We start from the raw sequence: 17,806 nt of genomic DNA, 5'->3' as shown, positions 1-17,806 counted from the left end.
TGATTGTTTTTAATGCTGATTTGTTGAAATTTATATTTAATTTTGCAGGGGTTAAAAATAAAAAATTATGAAAGTTGGCTTAAAATGGAAAGTTTCATTTATTATAATTTCTTTAGTAGCAATTGGCGGACTTTTCTGGAAGCCAAGCGTTGATTTTCCAAATACTGGAGATTTTTTAGGTCAGGAAAGTATTGTAGGCTCTGATGTAGCGTGGATTCTGGCCGCTGCCGGACTCGTTCTCCTAATGACTCCCGGACTTTCGTTTTTCTACGGCGGAATGGTCGGAAAAAAGAATATGATTTCTACCATGCTTCAAAGTTTTATTGCTTTGGGAGTTATTTCTATTTTGTGGATTGTTGTCGGTTTTTCTCTGTCTTTCGGAGATTCTCTTGGTTTTGAGATCAATGGCAAACATTACGGAATCATCGGGAATCCGTTTACCTATCCATTTTTTAATCATGTGAGTATTTATCCACATAAAACGATGGCTTCCACGATTCCTTTTATTTTATTTGCATTGTTTCAGATGAAATTTGCAGTGATCACACCGGCTTTGATCACGGGTTCATTTGCTGAAAGAGTTAGATTCATTTCTTATCTCTTATTCATGGTACTTTTCAGTCTGTTCATTTATACGCCTTTGTGCCACATGGTTTGGCATCCTGAAGGTCTTTTAAATAAATTTTTCGGGGTTAAAGATTTTGCAGGTGGTACTGTTGTTCATATGAGTGCAGGTTTTGCAGCTTTGGCAGGTGCTATTGTTTTAGGAAACAGAAAAAATCCGCATCACGAACCTTCGAATATTCCCTATGTAATTTTAGGAACAGGAATGCTTTGGTTTGGTTGGTTCGGTTTCAACGCAGGTTCAGCTTTAAGTGCGAACGCAACAGCTGCAATCGCTTTCGGAACTACAACGATCGCTTCGGCTTCTGCGATGATGACATGGATTTTCTTTGACAGGATCAACGGAAGAAAAGTTTCTGCGTTGGGAGCTTGTATCGGAGCGGTTGTCGGTTTGGTCGCAATTACTCCCGGATGTGGTTTTGTAACGATTCAGGAGAGCTTGTTTATCGGGTTTATTTCTGCGATTGTTTCTAATATCATGCTCAACTGGAATGCTTTAAAGAAAATCGACGATACTCTAGACGTTTTTGCCTGTCATGGAGTAGGAGGAATCATGGGAATGATCTTGACCGCGATTTTTGCACACGGCGAAAATGCGAGTCTTCTGCATGGTGGAATTGGCGTTTTTGCACATCATATGACGGCGTTGGTTTTGGTTTCATTATTTACATTTTTCGGGTCTTTACTTTTATATAAAATTACCAACCGAATTATTACGTTAAGAGTTTCTGAAGAATCAGAGAATATTGGTTTGGATATGTCTCAGCATGAGGAAAGTCTGAAATGGTAAATGCTTTTATAAGCTCACAAGATATTTCGCTTATTTATTTCGCTCTCGCTGATTTGACGGATCTGGCAGATTAAAAAATCTGCTTAATTTGCTAAATCTGTGAGAGAAGAAACTCAATGTATTAATTAAAATTAAAGACTTTCCTACGTTTCATTTCTTTAGAATTTATCGTGTATATTTGCTTTTCATGAAAATGAAAATCACGTATGGAATCTATATCGGTTTTTGAGATTATAAAAGTAGGAATTGGGCCTTCCAGTTCGCACACAATGGGACCTTGGAATGCTGCATCGGCATTCATCAGAATTATAAAAAGAGAACGGTCAATTGCTGAGGTGAAAGAAGTTTTCCTTGAATTCTTCGGTTCATTGGCAAAAACAGGAATTGGTCATGGAACGGATATCGCCGGAATGTTGGGTTTAAATGGAGAAGATTTTAAAACCATTAACACTTCAAAGATCGACGAAATCGTTGATCATATTAAAACGTCTGAGATTCTTAATTTAGGCGGAGAAAAAGAAATTCCTTTTATTTATGGGCATCATTTGGTTCTGAATATGTCCAGATCTTTAGACTTTCATCCCAACGGAATGATTTTCAAGGCAATTTTTGAAGATGGAACAGAGCTCGTACAGGATTTTTATTCTGTTGGCGGCGGTTTCATTGCAAGTCAGGAAAAAAACTCTATCGAAAAACATTGCGTTCGTACTTTGTACCCTTGTCATCACGGTTCAGATATCGTAAAATACTGTGAGAAATTAGGTTTAGATAAAATGTCAGATCTAGTTTTAATCAATGAAGAAAGCTGGAGAACACAGGAAGAAACGAGAAAAGAAGCACTAAACATTTGGGAAAACATCAAAGAATGTATTTACAAAGGTGTTAACAAAGAGGGTGTTTTACCGGGCGGACTCAATGTTACCAGAAGAGCTGCCGGAATCAACAGAAAACTTCTTGGTAATGAGATTTATAAAAATAAAGATCAGTGGTTTCAGCAGGTTGTAGATGCCGAAGAAAACTTTACCAACATCAATAAATGGATTGCCTGTTTTGCGCTTGCTGTAAATGAAGAGAACGCAAGTTTTGGCAGAATTATTACTGCACCAACGAATGGAGCAAGTGGAGTGATACCGGCGGTTTTAATGTATGCACAGGCTTTTACACCCTATACAAGTGACGACGATATTGCGAGATTTTTATTGGTTGCCGGAGAAATCGGAACTTTATTTAAGAAAAATGCAACTATTTCTGCTGCGATGGGCGGTTGTCAGGCAGAAGTCGGAGTTTCATCGGCGATGGCTGCGGCAGGTTTAACCGAAATCTTAGGCGGAAGTGTTGGTCAGGTATTGATGGCAGCAGAGATTGCCATGGAGCACCATTTAGGATTAACATGTGATCCGATCAGAGGTTTGGTACAAATTCCGTGTATTGAAAGAAATACAATGGGAGCCATGAAAGCGATCACGGCAGCGAACATTGCGCTTGAAAGTGATCCAGCGAAGGCAAAAGTAAGTCTTGATCAGGTAATACAAACAATGTGGGAAACTGCTTTGTCGATGAATGACCGTTTCAAGGAAACTTCTGAAGGTGGTTTGGCGATTGCTGTTAATGTTCCGGAGTGCTAAAATAAAAGAAAAATACCTTACTATAAAAACGTCCTGACGTTTTACTTAAAACTTCAGGACGTTTTTTTTAAAAGATACTGCCGTTTCATGCAAAACGGCAGTATCTTTTTTTTGAGGGATAAAATTCCTTTTTTATTTATCTAAAATCCCTCTGATTTTATTCGCATTTTCAATCAATTCTCCCAAATATTCAAAGTTTTCTTTTTCCAAAGCAGATTTGAATTTTCTGAGTTGAGAAATATGTTCGTTCAAAACATCCAATACATTTTCTTTGTTCTGCTTGAAAATCGGAACCCACATTTCAGGATGAGATTTTGCCAGACGAACCGTGCTCGAAAAACCCGAACTCGCCAATTGGAAAATAGTTTCTTCTTCTTTTTCTTTTTCTAAAACCGTATTGGCAAGTGCATAAGAAGTAATGTGAGAAATATGTGAAATGTAAGCCGTGTGAACATCGTGTGCTTCTGCATTCATATAAATCAAATGCATATCTAAACTTTCTATGACTTTTTGAACCAGTTCTAAAGCATCTTTTGCAGAATCTTCCTGATTGCAAATCACTCCTGCTTTTCCTGAAAAACTCTCTGCAACAGCAGATTTCGGACCATGATTTTCTGTTCCCCACATCGGGTGAAAGGCAACAAATCTTGATCTTTTCGGATGATTTTTGACTGAATTTACAATTCCTCCTTTGGTAGACCCTACATCCATTACGGTTTGCGAATCAGAAATTAAATCTAAAACATGAGGCAAAATCTTTCTGGTCGCATCAACGGGAATAGCAATCATGATTAAATCAGAGTCTTTAATTCCGCTTTCTAAATCTGCTTGTTCATCAATAATATTTAAAGCTAGAGCTTCTCTTAAATTTTCTTTATTGTTATCGATTCCGTAAATGAAATCGACTAGTTTTTTTTCTTTCAGTTTTAATGCGATTGAACCTCCGATCAATCCTACACCGATAATGCTAATTTTCATTTTCTTTAAATTTAAAAATAAAAAACCCCGTCCGAGGACGAGGTTTTAAGTTATATAACAAGAATCTCTATCCCAAATCTGAGCTGGAAATTCTATAATAATATGTTCTGTTTTTGTCAATCACAAAGCGAAGATAGCAATTTTTTTTAATTTGAAATTAAAAAGTTGATGGTGAATTTTGCTTCGCAAGTGAATAGTTAATTTAAGATAACAATCATGAAATTTACTATTGGAGAAAATTGACTTGTAAAACAAAATTCATAATTGACTCAATCAGGGATTTGAGATAATCAATGTTGAAGGAATATCTGACAGCCAAAGACTTTTAGAATCTATAAGACCCCGCCAGCTTTTTTTGCTGATCAGCATAAGATCCTGACCATTCAGAAATTCTTTTTCGATTTTCTTTTCATTGTATAATGTAATGTGATTGGGTGCAACCTGTTCGATACTTCTGATGAGTTCTTTCACTTCAATATTACTTCTGATCTGTCCTGCAACATCGAGAATAATAATTTGAGAATTGTTATTGTTGATCAGTCTTTTCGCATATTCAAGCAAATAAAAATCACTTAAATTAAAGATCGGAACAAATACTTTTTCGGCTGAAGTAAATCCTTTTTCAACCAAAACGCCCACCGGAATATTGGTTTTGTCTAGAATCTGAAGCGTAAAATCGTCAAACGGAGAATTGTTGAAAATGTAGCTTTTTCCTTTTACAGTATTCAGTAATTTTTCCGGATTGATAATTTTCGTTGTGAAACCTAAAAGCCTTCCCAATAAACTGCCTTCATACATTGATTTTCCGAGCATGATCAAAAGCAGATCATAATTTCCTTTGTTTGAAATGCTTGTAAGATCGCTTTCAATGTCTGTCGAAGCTTTGAAAAGCGTAGTTACTTCTATCTGTAGATAATTAGAAGTTTCTATGACATTTTTAAACTGATCATTTTCATATTCGTTGATTTCATAAGTGTGCATTTCGTCAACGGGAGCGATATTCATTGCGGTAATGCTTTTGTTGCCATTCATTTTATGTGTAAAATCGTTGGCGAGTTTCAGGAGGGTGCTTCCTGCTTCCGGATTGTCAAAGGAAAGTAAAACACGGTATTTAGAATCATTTTCATCATTCGTACTATCTTCTTCTTTTTTAGATTTAAAAATATAATTGATCAGGTCTAGAGCCGGCCCGGTCATGAATGTTGTGAATAGCGCCATAATAACCATCATCGCAAAGATTTCAGGACTCAAAACGCCAAGATCATAACCGATGTTTAAAACAATCAGTTCCATCAAACCTCTTGTGTTCATCAAGGCACCAATCGTTAAACTTTCTTTCCAGTTGATGCCGAGAAATTTGGCAGTTAAAGCGCTTCCTGCAAATTTTCCGACTACAGCAACCAAAATAATAGCTCCTGCAGTCACCCATAAATGACCTTCGTTTAATAAACCAATTTGTGTACGAAGTCCGGTAAATACAAAGAAAAGTGGTAATAAAAGTACAAGCGCAACGTCTTCTACTTTATCAATAAATAATGATCTGAATTTTGCGTTTTCAGGCATGATTGCTCCTGCCATAAAAGCTCCGAACAAGGCGTGAATTCCGATCACTTCTGTTGCGTATGCCGATAAAATCAATGTCAGGAAAAATATGGCAACCATCGGTTTGTTGATGGTGTTTTTCTCAGCTTGTAAATCTCCGATTCTTTTCAGGAAAGGTCTTACAATTTTAATCATTAAAAATACATAACCGATCGCCATCAGAATCACATAAATTGAGCTGGCAAAAGAACCCGCTTTTACAATCGCAATCACGGCTGCTAAAATACACCAAGCCGTAATGTCGTCTGCTGCTGCACAGGTTATAACAATCGTTCCCAATTTCGTTTTCTGAAGATTCCTCTCCTGAACAATTCTCGCTAAAACAGGGAATGCTGTGATACTCATTGCAATGGCAATAAATAAAGCAAATGACGTAAACTGAACCCCATCAGGAGCAAACTCCTGATAGATAAAATAAGAAAGTCCAATACCTAAAGCAAAAGGAATAATGATACTCGCATGACTGATCACCACTGCATCATGTGCTTTTTTTCTTAAAACACTCAGATCAAGTTCCATTCCGACGATGTACATGAAAAGAATTAATCCGATTTGGCTTAAAAACTGCAAATTTCCCAATGATTCTTTAGGAAAAAGAAATGCGGAAAATTCTGGAAAATACATTCCTAAAAGGGAGGGGCCCAGAATAATCCCGGCAATCATTTCACCGATTACGCTTGGTTGCTTAATTTTAATGCAGATCCAGCCCAAAAATCTTGCTGCCATGATAATAGTGACAATCTGTGACAGTAAAAGAGCCAAAGGATGATGAAGATTGGTCTGAAAAGATTCTGCAAAATTGTCCCATGTAGAACCTTTATGTGCTTTGACAATGATGTTTTCTCCTACTTCCAGCGTTTGTCCCTGTATCATAAACCAATACATCAGACAAGAAAAAACCGCGATGGTCACGATGTAAAAGATGATATTTCTATATTTAGACAAATTCATATTCCCCTTATTTTGTCTACAAATTTGAAAAGAATAAAACGATCTGCAGTACTGATTTTTCTTAAATGTAATGAATCTTCTGAAAAATGTAATAAAAACAGATTATCTGTTTCCAAATACTTCTAATAAAATACTTCTATACGTTTCACCGATGTGAAGTTTAAGAAAATTTTCGTGATTCACTTTAATATTCGTAACAATTTCGCTGGCTGAAAAAGCTTTGATTGCCGAGATTGAAATAATCTCTTTTTTGTTGACCTGAGCAAAATCTTTCGAAGGCAGCATTTCTAAAAGCGATCTGAAGTTGAGATTCTTTAAAACAATTGTTGAATTGTCTTTAAGGGTGATTTCTTTGTCTCGGCTATCGATTTCAGAAGTTTTAATATAGGCGATTTGATCTGTAAAAATAATGGTTTTACCAATATTGGTATTCCATTCGATGAAATCTTTTTTCTGAGAATTGGCGTTGATTTCTTTTACTTTTTCAAACGCCTGAATCAGTCTTTCTTTTTTGATAGGTTTACGCACATAATCGACAACGTTCAGGTCAAAAGCTTCGGCAGCATATTCTTTGTAAGCTGTTGTAAAGATGATTTTTTTTGAATCAGAAATCAATTCTGCCACCTGAAGACCTGTCATTCCGGGCATTTCGATGTCCAGAATACAGACATTGCAGTCGAGATGATTGATTTCGTTCAGGAAAATTTTGGGATCATTAAAAGCTTTTATCACTTCTACGTTTTCTATTTGCTCACACAGAAGTTTGAGATAACTGATTGCCAGAATTTCATCATCTAATATAACGCATTTTATCGTAGAACTCACCTAAATTTATTTTTAATTCTGCTGTGAAGATACCATTTTTTGAACTTCTGTTGAGATCGTAGAAGTTATTATAGATCATTTTTAAACGCTGATCAAGAGACTGACTTCCGAACCCGCTTTTTTCTTTTTCCAAAACATTTTTCAGAGACGCTTTGTTGCTGACTTTCATTGTGAAAACTCCGTTTTCCAGTTCAAGCTGAATAGAAATAAAAGAATCCTGAGCAAGAAAATCTGTGTGTTTAAATGCGTTTTCAATCAAATCAACAGAGATCAACGGGGCAAAAACTTTTTCTTCATAGATAGGATCTGATTTGTCAATTTTAGATTTGATCCTGAAATCAAAAAGCGGGTTGATTTTAATTTTATTAATTTCAATCAGGCTCAGTGCAAAGCTGAATTCCTCTTTCGGGCTTACAAATTTATTGTTGCTTTCGTATAGAATATAGTCAAGAACATTCGCCAGTTTATCAAGCGACATATATGTCTGATAAGCGTGAGATTGCACAGAATTCAGAATATTTTTGAAAAGATGAGGATTCAGTTTGGTACCGATGTGTTCTAATTGCACTTCGTTCAAACGTTGCTCAATCAGTTTATTGGTTTCTGAAAGTTTAGTGTTTTTCTTTCTGAAAATTTGATTCTGACTGAATAAATAAATGCTGACTGTAAGTAAAAAGAAGATAGCAAAAACTCCGACGAAAATCAGATAATCGTGAATCATGTAGTAATTGCCGTCCATTGCAGTAGATTATTTTATTCTTTTTAAGCTTAGCAATTTTGCTTCTTCTTCACATTTTTCATATGTAATTTCATATCTTGGATTATCTTTTGGATAAGAAATCAAGTAGTCTGGGCAAGGTTTTTTCTGAGCGTGGCTTCTGCCGAAATCTACTTTTCCCTCAGTAATGATGCTGTCTTTTAAAAATTTTTCACTGATTTGTAAAGCAGCCATTTCAGCTTTGAAATTTTCAGAATATTTAAAATCTTTAGAAAGAGTTTCTGCAATTACACGGCTGTTTGGCAAATACCCGCTGCAGCTTACACCTTTTTTATTAAGGACAAAAAAAACAATAATAAGCCCCGGAACAAGACCAATTAAAAAGAATTTGATTTTTTTCATTAGAAAATTAAAAGATTGATATCGTGGTAGGTAAGTCCGAAACGGTCGCAGATTACCTTTTTGGTATGTCTTCCCTTGTACATATACAGGCTCTGCTTCATTTCATTTTTGCGGAGAAGCATATTTTCAAAACCTCCTTCTATGTCGTAATTTAAAATATAAGAAAGGAAAAAATTTGATATTGCTTTGGTAGTTGTTCTGGGCATTTTTGAGGTCAGATTGGGAAGCCCGCAATGAATAACACCATGTTTGATGATATAAGGATCATCCATCGTTGTCAGCTCTGAAGTTTCGATTACTTTACCGTTATCAATGGCAATATCAATGATGACGCTGCCTTTTTTCATTTTAGCTACCATTTCTTCGGTCACAATGGGCTGCATATTTAACCTTGGGAGTGCTCCGATGACCACATCTGCACGTCTCAGGCTTTTGCTAAGCTCTTTAGGATCAATAATTGAGGTCGGAACTCTGCTGTCGACCAAAGTATGAAGCCTTCTCAGCTTTGAAAGCGAATTGTCAAAAACTTTTACACTTGCTCCTAAACCGATTGCGGCTTTTGTGGCAAATTCGCCAACGATTCCGGCACCCAAAATGACAACCTCGGCAGGTCTTACTCCTGTGATTCCTCCAAGCATTAAACCATTTGACAGGGCTAATAATTCTGAGGCATATAAAATAGAAACAGTTCCTGCGATTTCCCCGATTAATCTTACTAAAGCCAATTGTTTGTATTCGTCAACGATAAATTCAAAGGCGATGGCATTGATTTTTTTCTCGGCTAATTTTAAAAAATAATCTTTATCTCTTAAATTAATCTGCAATGCTGAAACAAGATAGGTGTTGGGCTTGAGATAGTCGATCTCTTCTTCTGTAGGCGGATTGACCTTTAAAATCAAATCCTGGCTGAATGCTTCTTTAGCATCCTTTGTGATGATCGCCCCCGATTCTGAGTACTGAAGATCGGTGAAAAAAGAACCTTGTCCGGCACCCGATTCTACAATAATCTCATGACCGTGCTGTACCAAAACCTGTACTGCATCAGGCGTTATACAAGTACGTCTTTCGTTGAGACACGTTTCTTTGGGAATTCCAATGCTGAATTGTTTGCCTTTTTTAATAACTTCCAACTTTTCCTCCTTTGGCATTAATTCTTCCTCGGAAAAAGGAGTAAAAATATTTGTGGTACTCATCTTAAATACAATTATGACTTACAGAAAATTAAATACAATCGATTTCGTAGAACAAAGATACATAATATTTAGTCGAAACTGATTTCTCTGCTTTCGCCGTTATTGTGAATGCTCATCGTGTGGTACTTTAATCCGTACAATTCTTCTTCATAGACTTCAGGCCATTCAATGATGCACAAATAGGCATTGTCAAGATATTCTTCGATCCCAATATCAAAGACTTCTTCAATGTTTTTTAATCGATAAAGATCAAAATGGTAGACTTTTCCTTTCGGTGTATTGTATTCATTTACAATTGAATAAGTTGGAGAATTGACTTCATCCGTACTCTCTAAATTTTTAAGTAAAAACTGAGTGAAAGTAGTTTTTCCGGCACCTAAATTTCCTTTTAATAATAAAATAGGATGTTGTAATTGCGGAAGGATTTCTTCTACAACGGTTTGCCAGTTTTCTATCTGTTTTATATTAAATTGCATGAATGTAATTTGATGCAAAAGTAATAATATTACATTTTAAATATAACAATAAACTCCAATTAATTAAATTCTGAAACTTCAAATTTCATTACTTTTGCAAGATGATTTCCAAGCAGACGATAGACAAGATATTTTCCACGATCCGGGTAGAAGAGATCGTTGGAGAATATGTGCAGTTGAAGAGAGCGGGGTCAAACTTTAAAGGTCTGAGTCCGTTTCATGATGAAAAATCGCCGAGTTTTGTGGTTTCTCCAAGTAAGCAGATCTGGAAAGATTTCTCGACTGGAAAAGGAGGAACCGCGATTTCTTTTTTGATGGAAATTGAGAATTTCACCTATCCTGAAGCACTTCGTCATGCTGCCAAAAAATACGGAATTGAGATCGAAGAAGACCAGCGTGAATTTTCTGAAGAAGCAAAAAATGCTCAGTCTGAAAGGGATATTCTTTATAAAATTCATGAAATTGCCAATGAATATTTCCAGAATATTTTATGGGAAAACGAAGAAGGCAGATCAATCGGATTATCCTATTTCAGAGAGCGTGAACTGAAGGATGATATCATCAAGAAGTTCCAGCTGGGATATTCTCCTGAGAAAAAAAATGCGTTTACAGAATTTGCTTTAAATAAAGGATATTCAAAAGAAATTTTAGAAAAATCAGGACTGTCAATTTTTCCTGAAAATTCTCCGGCGGGAATTGACCGTTTTCGTGAAAGGGTGATGTTTCCTATTCACAGCTTTTCGGGAAGAGTTTTGGGTTTTGGAGCGAGAATTCTTAAAAATAATATCAAAACTGCCAAATATCTCAACTCACCCGAAACTGAAATCTATCACAAATCAAATGTTTTGTATGGTTTAAACCAAAGTAAACAGGCGATTTCCAGAAAGAACATTTGTCTTCTGGTGGAAGGTTATATGGATGTGATTTCGCTTCATCTTTCAGGAATTGAAAATGTGGTAGCGAGTTCCGGAACTTCTCTTACGACCGAGCAAATTAAGCTTATCAAAAGACTGACAGAAAATGTAACCATTCTTTTTGATGGTGATAATGCCGGAATTAAAGCAAGTTTCCGAAGCATCGATATGTTGCTGACGGAAGGGATGAACATCCGGGTTTTACTTTTCCCGGAAGGTGACGACCCCGATTCTTTTGCCAGAAAACATCCGCAGGACTATGTGGAAAAATTCATCGAAAATGAAGCGATGGATTTTATTGATTTTAAAGCTGAAATTCTTTTAAAGGAAGCAGGAAATGACCCGATAAAAAAGGCAGAAGCGATCCGAAATATCGTGAAATCTGTTGGTTTTGTGCAGAATGCGCTAAAAAGAGAGGTTTATTTAAAAGAAGTTTCTAATAAATTCGGACTTTCTGAGCAGAGTTTATTTAATGAACTGGATATTCAAAAGCAGATCACTCAAAATCAGGCACCTAAAAGTCAACCAAAAGAAAATATTCAGCCCAAACTGGAAATAGTTCCTGAAAGTGTACAACAAGTTGATCCCATTATATTTGATTTGTTGAATCAGGAAAACAATCTTGTGAATTTAATGCTGAATTTCGGCGACGTTGTTCTCCACAGGGAAAACGAAGAGAACGAAAAATACGAAATTACCGTCATTGAGGAAATTCTTCATCATTTTGAAGAGGAAAACTATGAATTTCAGGTTGAACTAAATAAAATCTTAATCGACAGCATCAAAGAAGGTATTCAGAATGATGAGCTAAGAAAGGGTGATTTTTTTGTCAGTTTTATGGACGAAAATATTACCTCAAAAGTAGTTGATGCCATTATGCCGTTAAATGATCTTGAAAACTGGGCTTCCAGAAATATTTTTCCGCCGAATTATGGTGACAAGATCAACAGTCAGGTTGAAGGAGATATTTTAATTCACAAATTCAGATACATTGATTATTTAATTAAAGAAACTACTAAAAGTCTTGAAAAAGATAAAGATAACGAGTCTAAATATTTTGAATCAATTAAAAAAATAACTTTGCTGAAACAGGCTTCTATGCAGTTGTCTGAGATTTTAGGATATTCTCCGATCAAAGGAATTTATGTGAAAAGATAGGAATTAGGTTGCAGGATTTAGGTCGTGAGAATCATTTTTTAGTTTTTAAATTAGGAGATTGTTTTATAAATTATCAAAGTAAGCGGAGTCTTTGTCATTCCGTAGAAATCTAAATTTTAATACTATCACTATTGAGATTCCTGCGGAATGACAAACATAAGTCTGAAATCATTAGAATATAGAAGAATTAAATCTTTAAGCAGCTTCTAAAAATTATAAAAAAATATTTGGTTAAATTCTGCAATTTAATTCTTAATTCTGCCAAAAAGTCCTATAAAATTTTAGGAATAAAAGTTGTAAATTACATCTTAGTTAAATTTAAAAATATACCAATAGAAATATGGACATTAAAAAAGAATTCAGAGATTTCTCTGTAAAACATTTAGGAAACAACGGTTTGGTAACCGATCAGTATATGGGAATGTATGGTCCTACAAACCTTACGCCTTACATCATGGAAGAAAGAAGAATGAACGTTGCTCAAATGGACGTTTTCTCTCGTCTAATGATGGACAGAATCATTTTTCTGGGAACAGGAATTGACGATCAGGTTGCAAACATCGTAACAGCTCAGCTTTTATTCTTAGAAAGTGCTGATCCTTCGAAAGATATTCAGATTTACATTAACTCTCCTGGTGGAAGTGTTTATGCAGGTTTGGGAATTTATGACACCATGCAGATTATTAAGCCGGATGTTGCTACAATTTGTACAGGTATTGCCGCTTCGATGGGAGCTGTTTTATTGGTTGCAGGTGAAAAAGGAAAGCGTTCTGCGCTGAAACATTCAAGAGTGATGATTCACCAACCTTCTGGTGGTGCACAAGGTGTTGCTTCTGACATGGAAATCAATCTGAGAGAGATGTTGAAATTGAAAAAAGAATTGTATGACATCATTTCTGAACATTCCGGACAGACTTACGAGTGGGTAGAAAAAGCATCTGACAGAGATTACTGGATGACGTCTACCGAAGCAAAAGAATACGGAATGGTCGATGAGGTTTTACAGAGATCTAAAGAAAAGAAATAATTTTTCTTAAATATTTACAAAGAAAAACACGTCAATTGACGTGTTTTTTTATTTTGATAGAATGGCTTTAGCCACGTCTTATTATTAATTAAAACCTTCAATAATCTTAGAAAAATCTTCAATTTTCAAAGCTGCTCCGCCAATTAATCCACCATCAATATCCGGTTGAGAAAAAATTTCTTTAGCATTGTCAGGTTTTACGGAGCCTCCGTAAAGAATAGACACTTCGTCAGCAACTTCCTGTCCGTATTTTTCAGCGATAATTCCTCTGATGTGAGCGTGAATTTCCTGTGCCTGTTCCGGACTTGCAGTTTCACCGGTTCCGATTGCCCAAACCGGTTCGTAAGCAATGACTACTTTCTTGATTTCTTCAGCAGAAAGCGTGAAAAGAGCTGTTTCAGTCTGAGTTTTCACAACGTCTAAATGTTGTCCTGCTTTTCTTTGTTCAAGCGTTTCACCATTACAATAAACAGGAATTAAGCCTTTATCTAAAGCCAATTTTACTTTTTTGTTGCAGCTTTCGTCGTTTTCACCGTGATATTGTCTTCTTTCAGAATGTCCGATCAAAGAACCTGTAACGTCGATAGATTCCAACATATCTGCAGAAAGTTCGCCTGTGTAAGCGCCGCTTTCGAATTCGCTCATATCCTGTGAGAAAACTCCGATTTCGTCTTTTTCAAAAATGTCTTTTGCCATCATCAAATACAAAGATGGGGGAGCGATCCAAACTTCACAATTAGTTGTATTGTCATTTTTATAGCCTAGTAACTGAATCATCAATTGTTGTGCTTCAATTACGTTTTTGTTCATTTTCCAGTTTCCTGCAACTATTTTTCTTCTCATAGTTTATCTAAAATTATTTATTAATTCCTTCTAATTTAAACATAAAAGCATACACCAAAGCAGTATCTTTCAGATAATCAAATCTTCCAGATGCACCACCGTGACCATACGCCATATCTGTTTTTAGTAATAGTACGTTTTTGTCAGTTTTCAAATCTCTTAGCTTTGCAACCCATTTTGCAGGCTCAAAATATTGTACCTGAGAATCGTGCAAACCTGTTGTAACCAAAATATTAGGGTAGTTTTTCTTCTCAATATTTTCATACGGAGAGTAAGATTTCATATAAAAATAAGCTTCCTTGTTACTGGGATTTCCCCACTCATCATATTCGTTAGTCGTTAATGGAATAGTTTCATCCATCATTGTATTCACAACATCTACAAACGGAACCTGAGAAATTACACCGTTCCACAGTTCTGGTTTCATGTTTACAATAGCTCCCATCAATAAACCTCCTGCGCTTCCACCTTGTGCATACAAATGTTTTGGGGAAGTATATTTTTCTTTCACCAAATATTCTCCGGCATCGATAAAATCTGTAAAAGTATTTTTCTTTTTCATCATTTTACCGTCTTCGTACCATTGTCTTCCCATTTCCTGACCACCGCGGATGTGAGCAATTGCATACGCAAAACCTCTGTCTAAAAGGCTTAATCTTGTACTGCTGAATGTTGCATCAATAGAATTTCCGTAAGATCCGTAAGCATAGAGTAGAAGAGGATTGGTTCCATCTTTTTTGTATCCTTTTTTATAGACTATAGAAATAGGAATTTTTGTACCGTCTTTAGCAGTTGCAAAAAGTCTTTCTGTAGTATAATTAGCTTTATTGTATCCGCCTAAAACTTCCTGTTGTTTGAGTAAAATTCTTTTTCCTGTTTTTAAATTTTGCTCAAACTGAGAACCTGGAGTGACTAATGATGTATAACCGAAACGGAAATTATCTGTATCATATTCAGGATTTCCTGATGGATAAACGGTATAAGCAGGCTCGTCAAATTTCAGGAATTCTTTTTTGCCTGTTTTTCTGTCGTAGATTACCAGTTGAGAAAGCCCGTTTTGTCTTTCACTGAAAACAAGATAATTTTTAAACTCGCTGATTCCTTCCATCAGTACATCTTTTCTGTTCGGAACAAAATCTTTCCAGTTTTCAACCCCTGTTTTGTCTAAAGGGGTTTCTACGACCTTAAAGTTGAGAGCATCTTTGTTGGTGGTGATCAGGAATCTGTCTTCCAGAGGTGTCACATCATATAAAACATCTTTCATTCTTGGCTGAAAGACTTTAAATGTTTCGTTAGGTTTATTGGCATTCAAATATCTTGTTTCAGAAGATGTAGTCGCTCCGGAATAGATCATAATGAACTTTTCGTTCTTAGATTTTCCTACACCGATGTAATTGGTTTTATCTTTTTCTTCGTACACCAAAACGTCTTTAGATACATCAGTTCCCAAAGAGTGTCTGAAAATTTTCTCTGTCAGAAGTGTTTCAGGATTATTTGAAGTGTAGAAAATAGTTTTGTTGTCATTCGCCCAAGTTGCTGATCCTGTGGTGTTTTTAATACCTAGATCAAATGTCTTTCCGGTAGAAAAATCTTTTAAAAATAATTTGTACTGTCTTCTGGAAACGTCATCTACACCATAAATCATTTTTGTGTTATCCGGACTGATGCTGAAGCCGGATGCCGAATAATAAGCATGACCTTCTGCCATTTTATCTACATCGAGTAGAATTTCTTCAGGAGCATTGAGGTTTCCTTTCTTTCTGCAATACTTAAAATATTGTTTTCCGGTTTCCGTTCTACTGTAATAATAATATCCGTTTTTAAAAACAGGAACGGTTTCATCTTTTTCTTTGATTCGGGCTTTCATTTCCTTGAAAAGCTCATCTCTGAAAGGTTCTGTATCTTTCATCATGCCTTCCCAGTAAGAATTTTCTGCTTTTAGATAATCAACTACTTTTGAAGAATCTTTTGCTTTTTTAAAATAATCGATCATCCAATAATAAGGATCATTCACTTTATCTGAATGAATGTCTCTTATATGTTCCTGTTTTTCTGCAACAGGAGCTTTTAAATCAGGAAATTTTTGAGACTGAAATGTTGTTGAAATACTCATTGCTATTAATCCTAAATAAATTTTTTTCATCAGTATATTTTGTATTTAAAGTTTACGCCAGATTCCAAAGGTTTTTCAGCAACTTATAAAAAGTATGTTCCTCATCAGTCACCACATCATCAGCTTTGATCAGAGATTTTGCAAACTGGATAAAGTTTAGGCGCTCTTCTTCGGTAGAATCTTCAAGAAAGCAACGTCCGTGAAATTCAAAATGATCTTTCCATTCTTCGGGCTGAAGCAAGGCGATGGTTTCCAATTCGTTATCTAAATTGATCTTAAAAGGAAATTCCTCAGCCAGATATTGCTGAACCAGCATTCCTTCTTCCGGAGCAAATTCACCGTCCACAGACGAAAGAATCATTAGTAAATGGTAACCGGCAATTGATTTATTCGATTTTTGCATTGAGATATATTAAAATTTTTAAATTATTATTTAAAGTACTGAAACTAACCGCTCACTATTGGCTAGTCAATATAATTTTTAGCAGGTTTTTTGTCAACTATTTTTCCTTTTTCTAAAATTAAAACAAAAGGATTGCTTCTAGCAATGGTTTTGATGGCAGTACCATCCATCATTGCATTTTTTATTGTCTTAAAAGTGGTCGGAATTGTAGAAACTCCGTAAACAACAGCAGTTTTGTCAGCATTTGCTTTGGCTTCAACCTTCTGAAGTAATGATGGAGAAACTTCTTTTGGATAATAAGAAAAAACAAGGACAGCTTTCGGTGCGCTGATGATTTCATCCGTAAGGTCAATTCCTGTAGGATCTTCAATTTTAAATTTGGTAATCTCAGATTTGTATCCTTGTTTTACTAAAACCGATTCGTTTTTACCTTCTTCAATCTTCCACGGTGAGCCATCTTCCCAATACTCTGTTTTGTTGATGTAATCATCCTGATTTACTTTTAAAACGTCTCCTGTTTTTGAGTTTTTCAGAGAATAATACGTTTTGTATTCTGTAGGATTTTTTGCAATTTTTGCTTTTTCATCAACCAGATTGGTTCCTATTTTATAATCACGGAAATCGATCAGTGGTTCATTCATAATTCCCTGAGCCATAATGAAAATCATGATTCCGGAGAAAAGTCCTAAAGCGACAGATTTGAATTTATTATTTGATTTTTTCTGATCAGATTCATCTTTTTTAAACTCTTTTTGATACAATAGTACCAGGATTATAAGCCCAGCCAAAAGAATAATATCTTTCACAAAGCTTTCCCATGGTGTAAATTTAATCGCATCACCAAAACATCCGCAATCTGTCACTACGTTGAAATACGCTGAGTAAAACGTCAGAAATCCAAAGAAAATACAAAGCGCAATCAGTGCTGAAAGGGTGAATTTAAGTTTTAATTTAAGCAAAAGCATAAACCCAAGCAAAAGTTCCAAAACCACAACGATGATTGAGAAAGCCAAAGCAAATTTCACAAAAAAGGGCATATTGAAAACAGAAGGTTCAAAATATTCTTCCATTTTAAATGAAAATCCTACTAAATCTATTGCTTTTACAAATCCTGAAAGGATGAAAATAATGGCAACGATGAACCGTAATAAACCTTTGATCATA

The 17,806-nt window shown here is 35.5% G+C and carries 15 protein-coding genes; 4 read left to right on the top strand and 11 right to left on the bottom strand.

Annotated elements, in window-relative coordinates; translation table 11 throughout:
- The first annotated feature begins 67 nt into the window (after positions 1-67).
- Both AC4FQ5_RS14125 and AC4FQ5_RS14120 read left to right on the top strand, forming a co-directional pair.
- Positions 68-1,414, top strand: a complete 1,347-nt coding sequence (locus AC4FQ5_RS14125; protein WP_491144303.1) for an ammonium transporter — start codon at positions 68-70, stop codon at positions 1,412-1,414.
- 206 nt (positions 1,415-1,620) lie between these two features.
- Positions 1,621-3,039, top strand: coding sequence for an L-serine ammonia-lyase (locus AC4FQ5_RS14120; protein WP_491144301.1), 1,419 nt, complete (start codon positions 1,621-1,623; stop codon positions 3,037-3,039).
- A 132-nt stretch (positions 3,040-3,171) separates the two neighbouring features.
- Here AC4FQ5_RS14120 and AC4FQ5_RS14115 read toward each other — a convergent pair whose 3' ends face one another.
- The 7 genes from AC4FQ5_RS14115 to tsaE form a co-directional block, all read right to left on the bottom strand.
- Positions 3,172-4,017: a prephenate dehydrogenase gene (locus tag AC4FQ5_RS14115; protein ID WP_491144299.1), complete on the bottom strand. Its 846-nt coding sequence runs from the start codon at positions 4,015-4,017 to the stop codon at positions 3,172-3,174.
- 273 nt (positions 4,018-4,290) lie between these two features.
- Positions 4,291-6,564 carry a cation:proton antiporter gene (locus tag AC4FQ5_RS14110; protein ID WP_491144381.1) on the bottom strand — a complete coding sequence of 758 codons (2,274 nt, stop codon included), beginning with the start codon at positions 6,562-6,564 and terminating at the stop codon, positions 4,291-4,293.
- Positions 6,565-6,672: 108 nt separating this feature from the next.
- Positions 6,673-7,395 carry a LytR/AlgR family response regulator transcription factor gene (locus AC4FQ5_RS14105; protein ID WP_491144298.1) on the bottom strand — a complete coding sequence of 241 codons (723 nt, stop codon included), beginning with the start codon at positions 7,393-7,395 and terminating at the stop codon, positions 6,673-6,675.
- Positions 7,361-8,134, bottom strand: a complete 774-nt coding sequence (locus AC4FQ5_RS14100; protein ID WP_491144297.1) for a histidine kinase — start codon at positions 8,132-8,134, stop codon at positions 7,361-7,363. The genes AC4FQ5_RS14105 and AC4FQ5_RS14100 overlap by 35 nt, the downstream gene beginning before the upstream one ends.
- 9 nt (positions 8,135-8,143) lie before the next feature.
- Positions 8,144-8,515, bottom strand: a complete 372-nt coding sequence (locus AC4FQ5_RS14095) for a hypothetical protein (protein ID WP_491144295.1) — start codon at positions 8,513-8,515, stop codon at positions 8,144-8,146.
- On the bottom strand, positions 8,515-9,708 hold the full coding sequence (locus tag AC4FQ5_RS14090; protein ID WP_491144293.1) for an alanine dehydrogenase: 1,194 nt from the start codon (positions 9,706-9,708) through the stop codon (positions 8,515-8,517). Before AC4FQ5_RS14090 ends, AC4FQ5_RS14095 begins: the two co-directional genes overlap by 1 nt.
- A gap of 68 nt (positions 9,709-9,776) precedes the next feature.
- Positions 9,777-10,184: a tRNA (adenosine(37)-N6)-threonylcarbamoyltransferase complex ATPase subunit type 1 TsaE gene (tsaE, locus tag AC4FQ5_RS14085; RefSeq protein ID WP_491144291.1), complete on the bottom strand. Its 408-nt coding sequence runs from the start codon at positions 10,182-10,184 to the stop codon at positions 9,777-9,779.
- A gap of 101 nt (positions 10,185-10,285) precedes the next feature.
- Between tsaE and dnaG the strand changes: the two genes are divergently transcribed.
- Positions 10,286-12,256 (top strand): DNA primase, encoded by a 1,971-nt coding sequence (gene dnaG, locus AC4FQ5_RS14080; protein ID WP_491144289.1) that lies wholly within the window; start codon positions 10,286-10,288, stop codon positions 12,254-12,256.
- Positions 12,257-12,596: 340 nt separating this feature from the next.
- Positions 12,597-13,283 (top strand): ATP-dependent Clp endopeptidase proteolytic subunit ClpP, encoded by a 687-nt coding sequence (gene clpP, locus AC4FQ5_RS14075; protein ID WP_491144288.1) that lies wholly within the window; start codon positions 12,597-12,599, stop codon positions 13,281-13,283.
- An 84-nt stretch (positions 13,284-13,367) separates the two neighbouring features.
- Here the strand turns inward: clpP and tpiA are convergent, their stop codons facing one another.
- From tpiA to AC4FQ5_RS14055, 4 genes are all read right to left on the bottom strand, one after another.
- Positions 13,368-14,126: a triose-phosphate isomerase gene (tpiA, locus tag AC4FQ5_RS14070; RefSeq protein WP_491144286.1), complete on the bottom strand. Its 759-nt coding sequence runs from the start codon at positions 14,124-14,126 to the stop codon at positions 13,368-13,370.
- A 13-nt stretch (positions 14,127-14,139) separates the two neighbouring features.
- Positions 14,140-16,269 (bottom strand): S9 family peptidase, encoded by a 2,130-nt coding sequence (locus tag AC4FQ5_RS14065; protein ID WP_491144285.1) that lies wholly within the window; start codon positions 16,267-16,269, stop codon positions 14,140-14,142.
- Between the two features lie 22 nt (positions 16,270-16,291).
- The gene (locus AC4FQ5_RS14060) at positions 16,292-16,642 is read right to left on the bottom strand and encodes a tellurite resistance TerB family protein (RefSeq protein ID WP_491144284.1); all 351 of its coding nucleotides are present in this window, start codon (positions 16,640-16,642) and stop codon (positions 16,292-16,294) included.
- Between the two features lie 62 nt (positions 16,643-16,704).
- Positions 16,705-17,805 (bottom strand): BT_3928 family protein, encoded by a 1,101-nt coding sequence (locus tag AC4FQ5_RS14055; protein WP_491144282.1) that lies wholly within the window; start codon positions 17,803-17,805, stop codon positions 16,705-16,707.
- Between the last annotated feature and the right edge of the window lies 1 nt (position 17,806).

It is taken from the genome of Chryseobacterium sp. DT-167, assembly GCF_058310155.1.
This window is presented reverse-complemented; position numbering and strand designations above follow the sequence as displayed.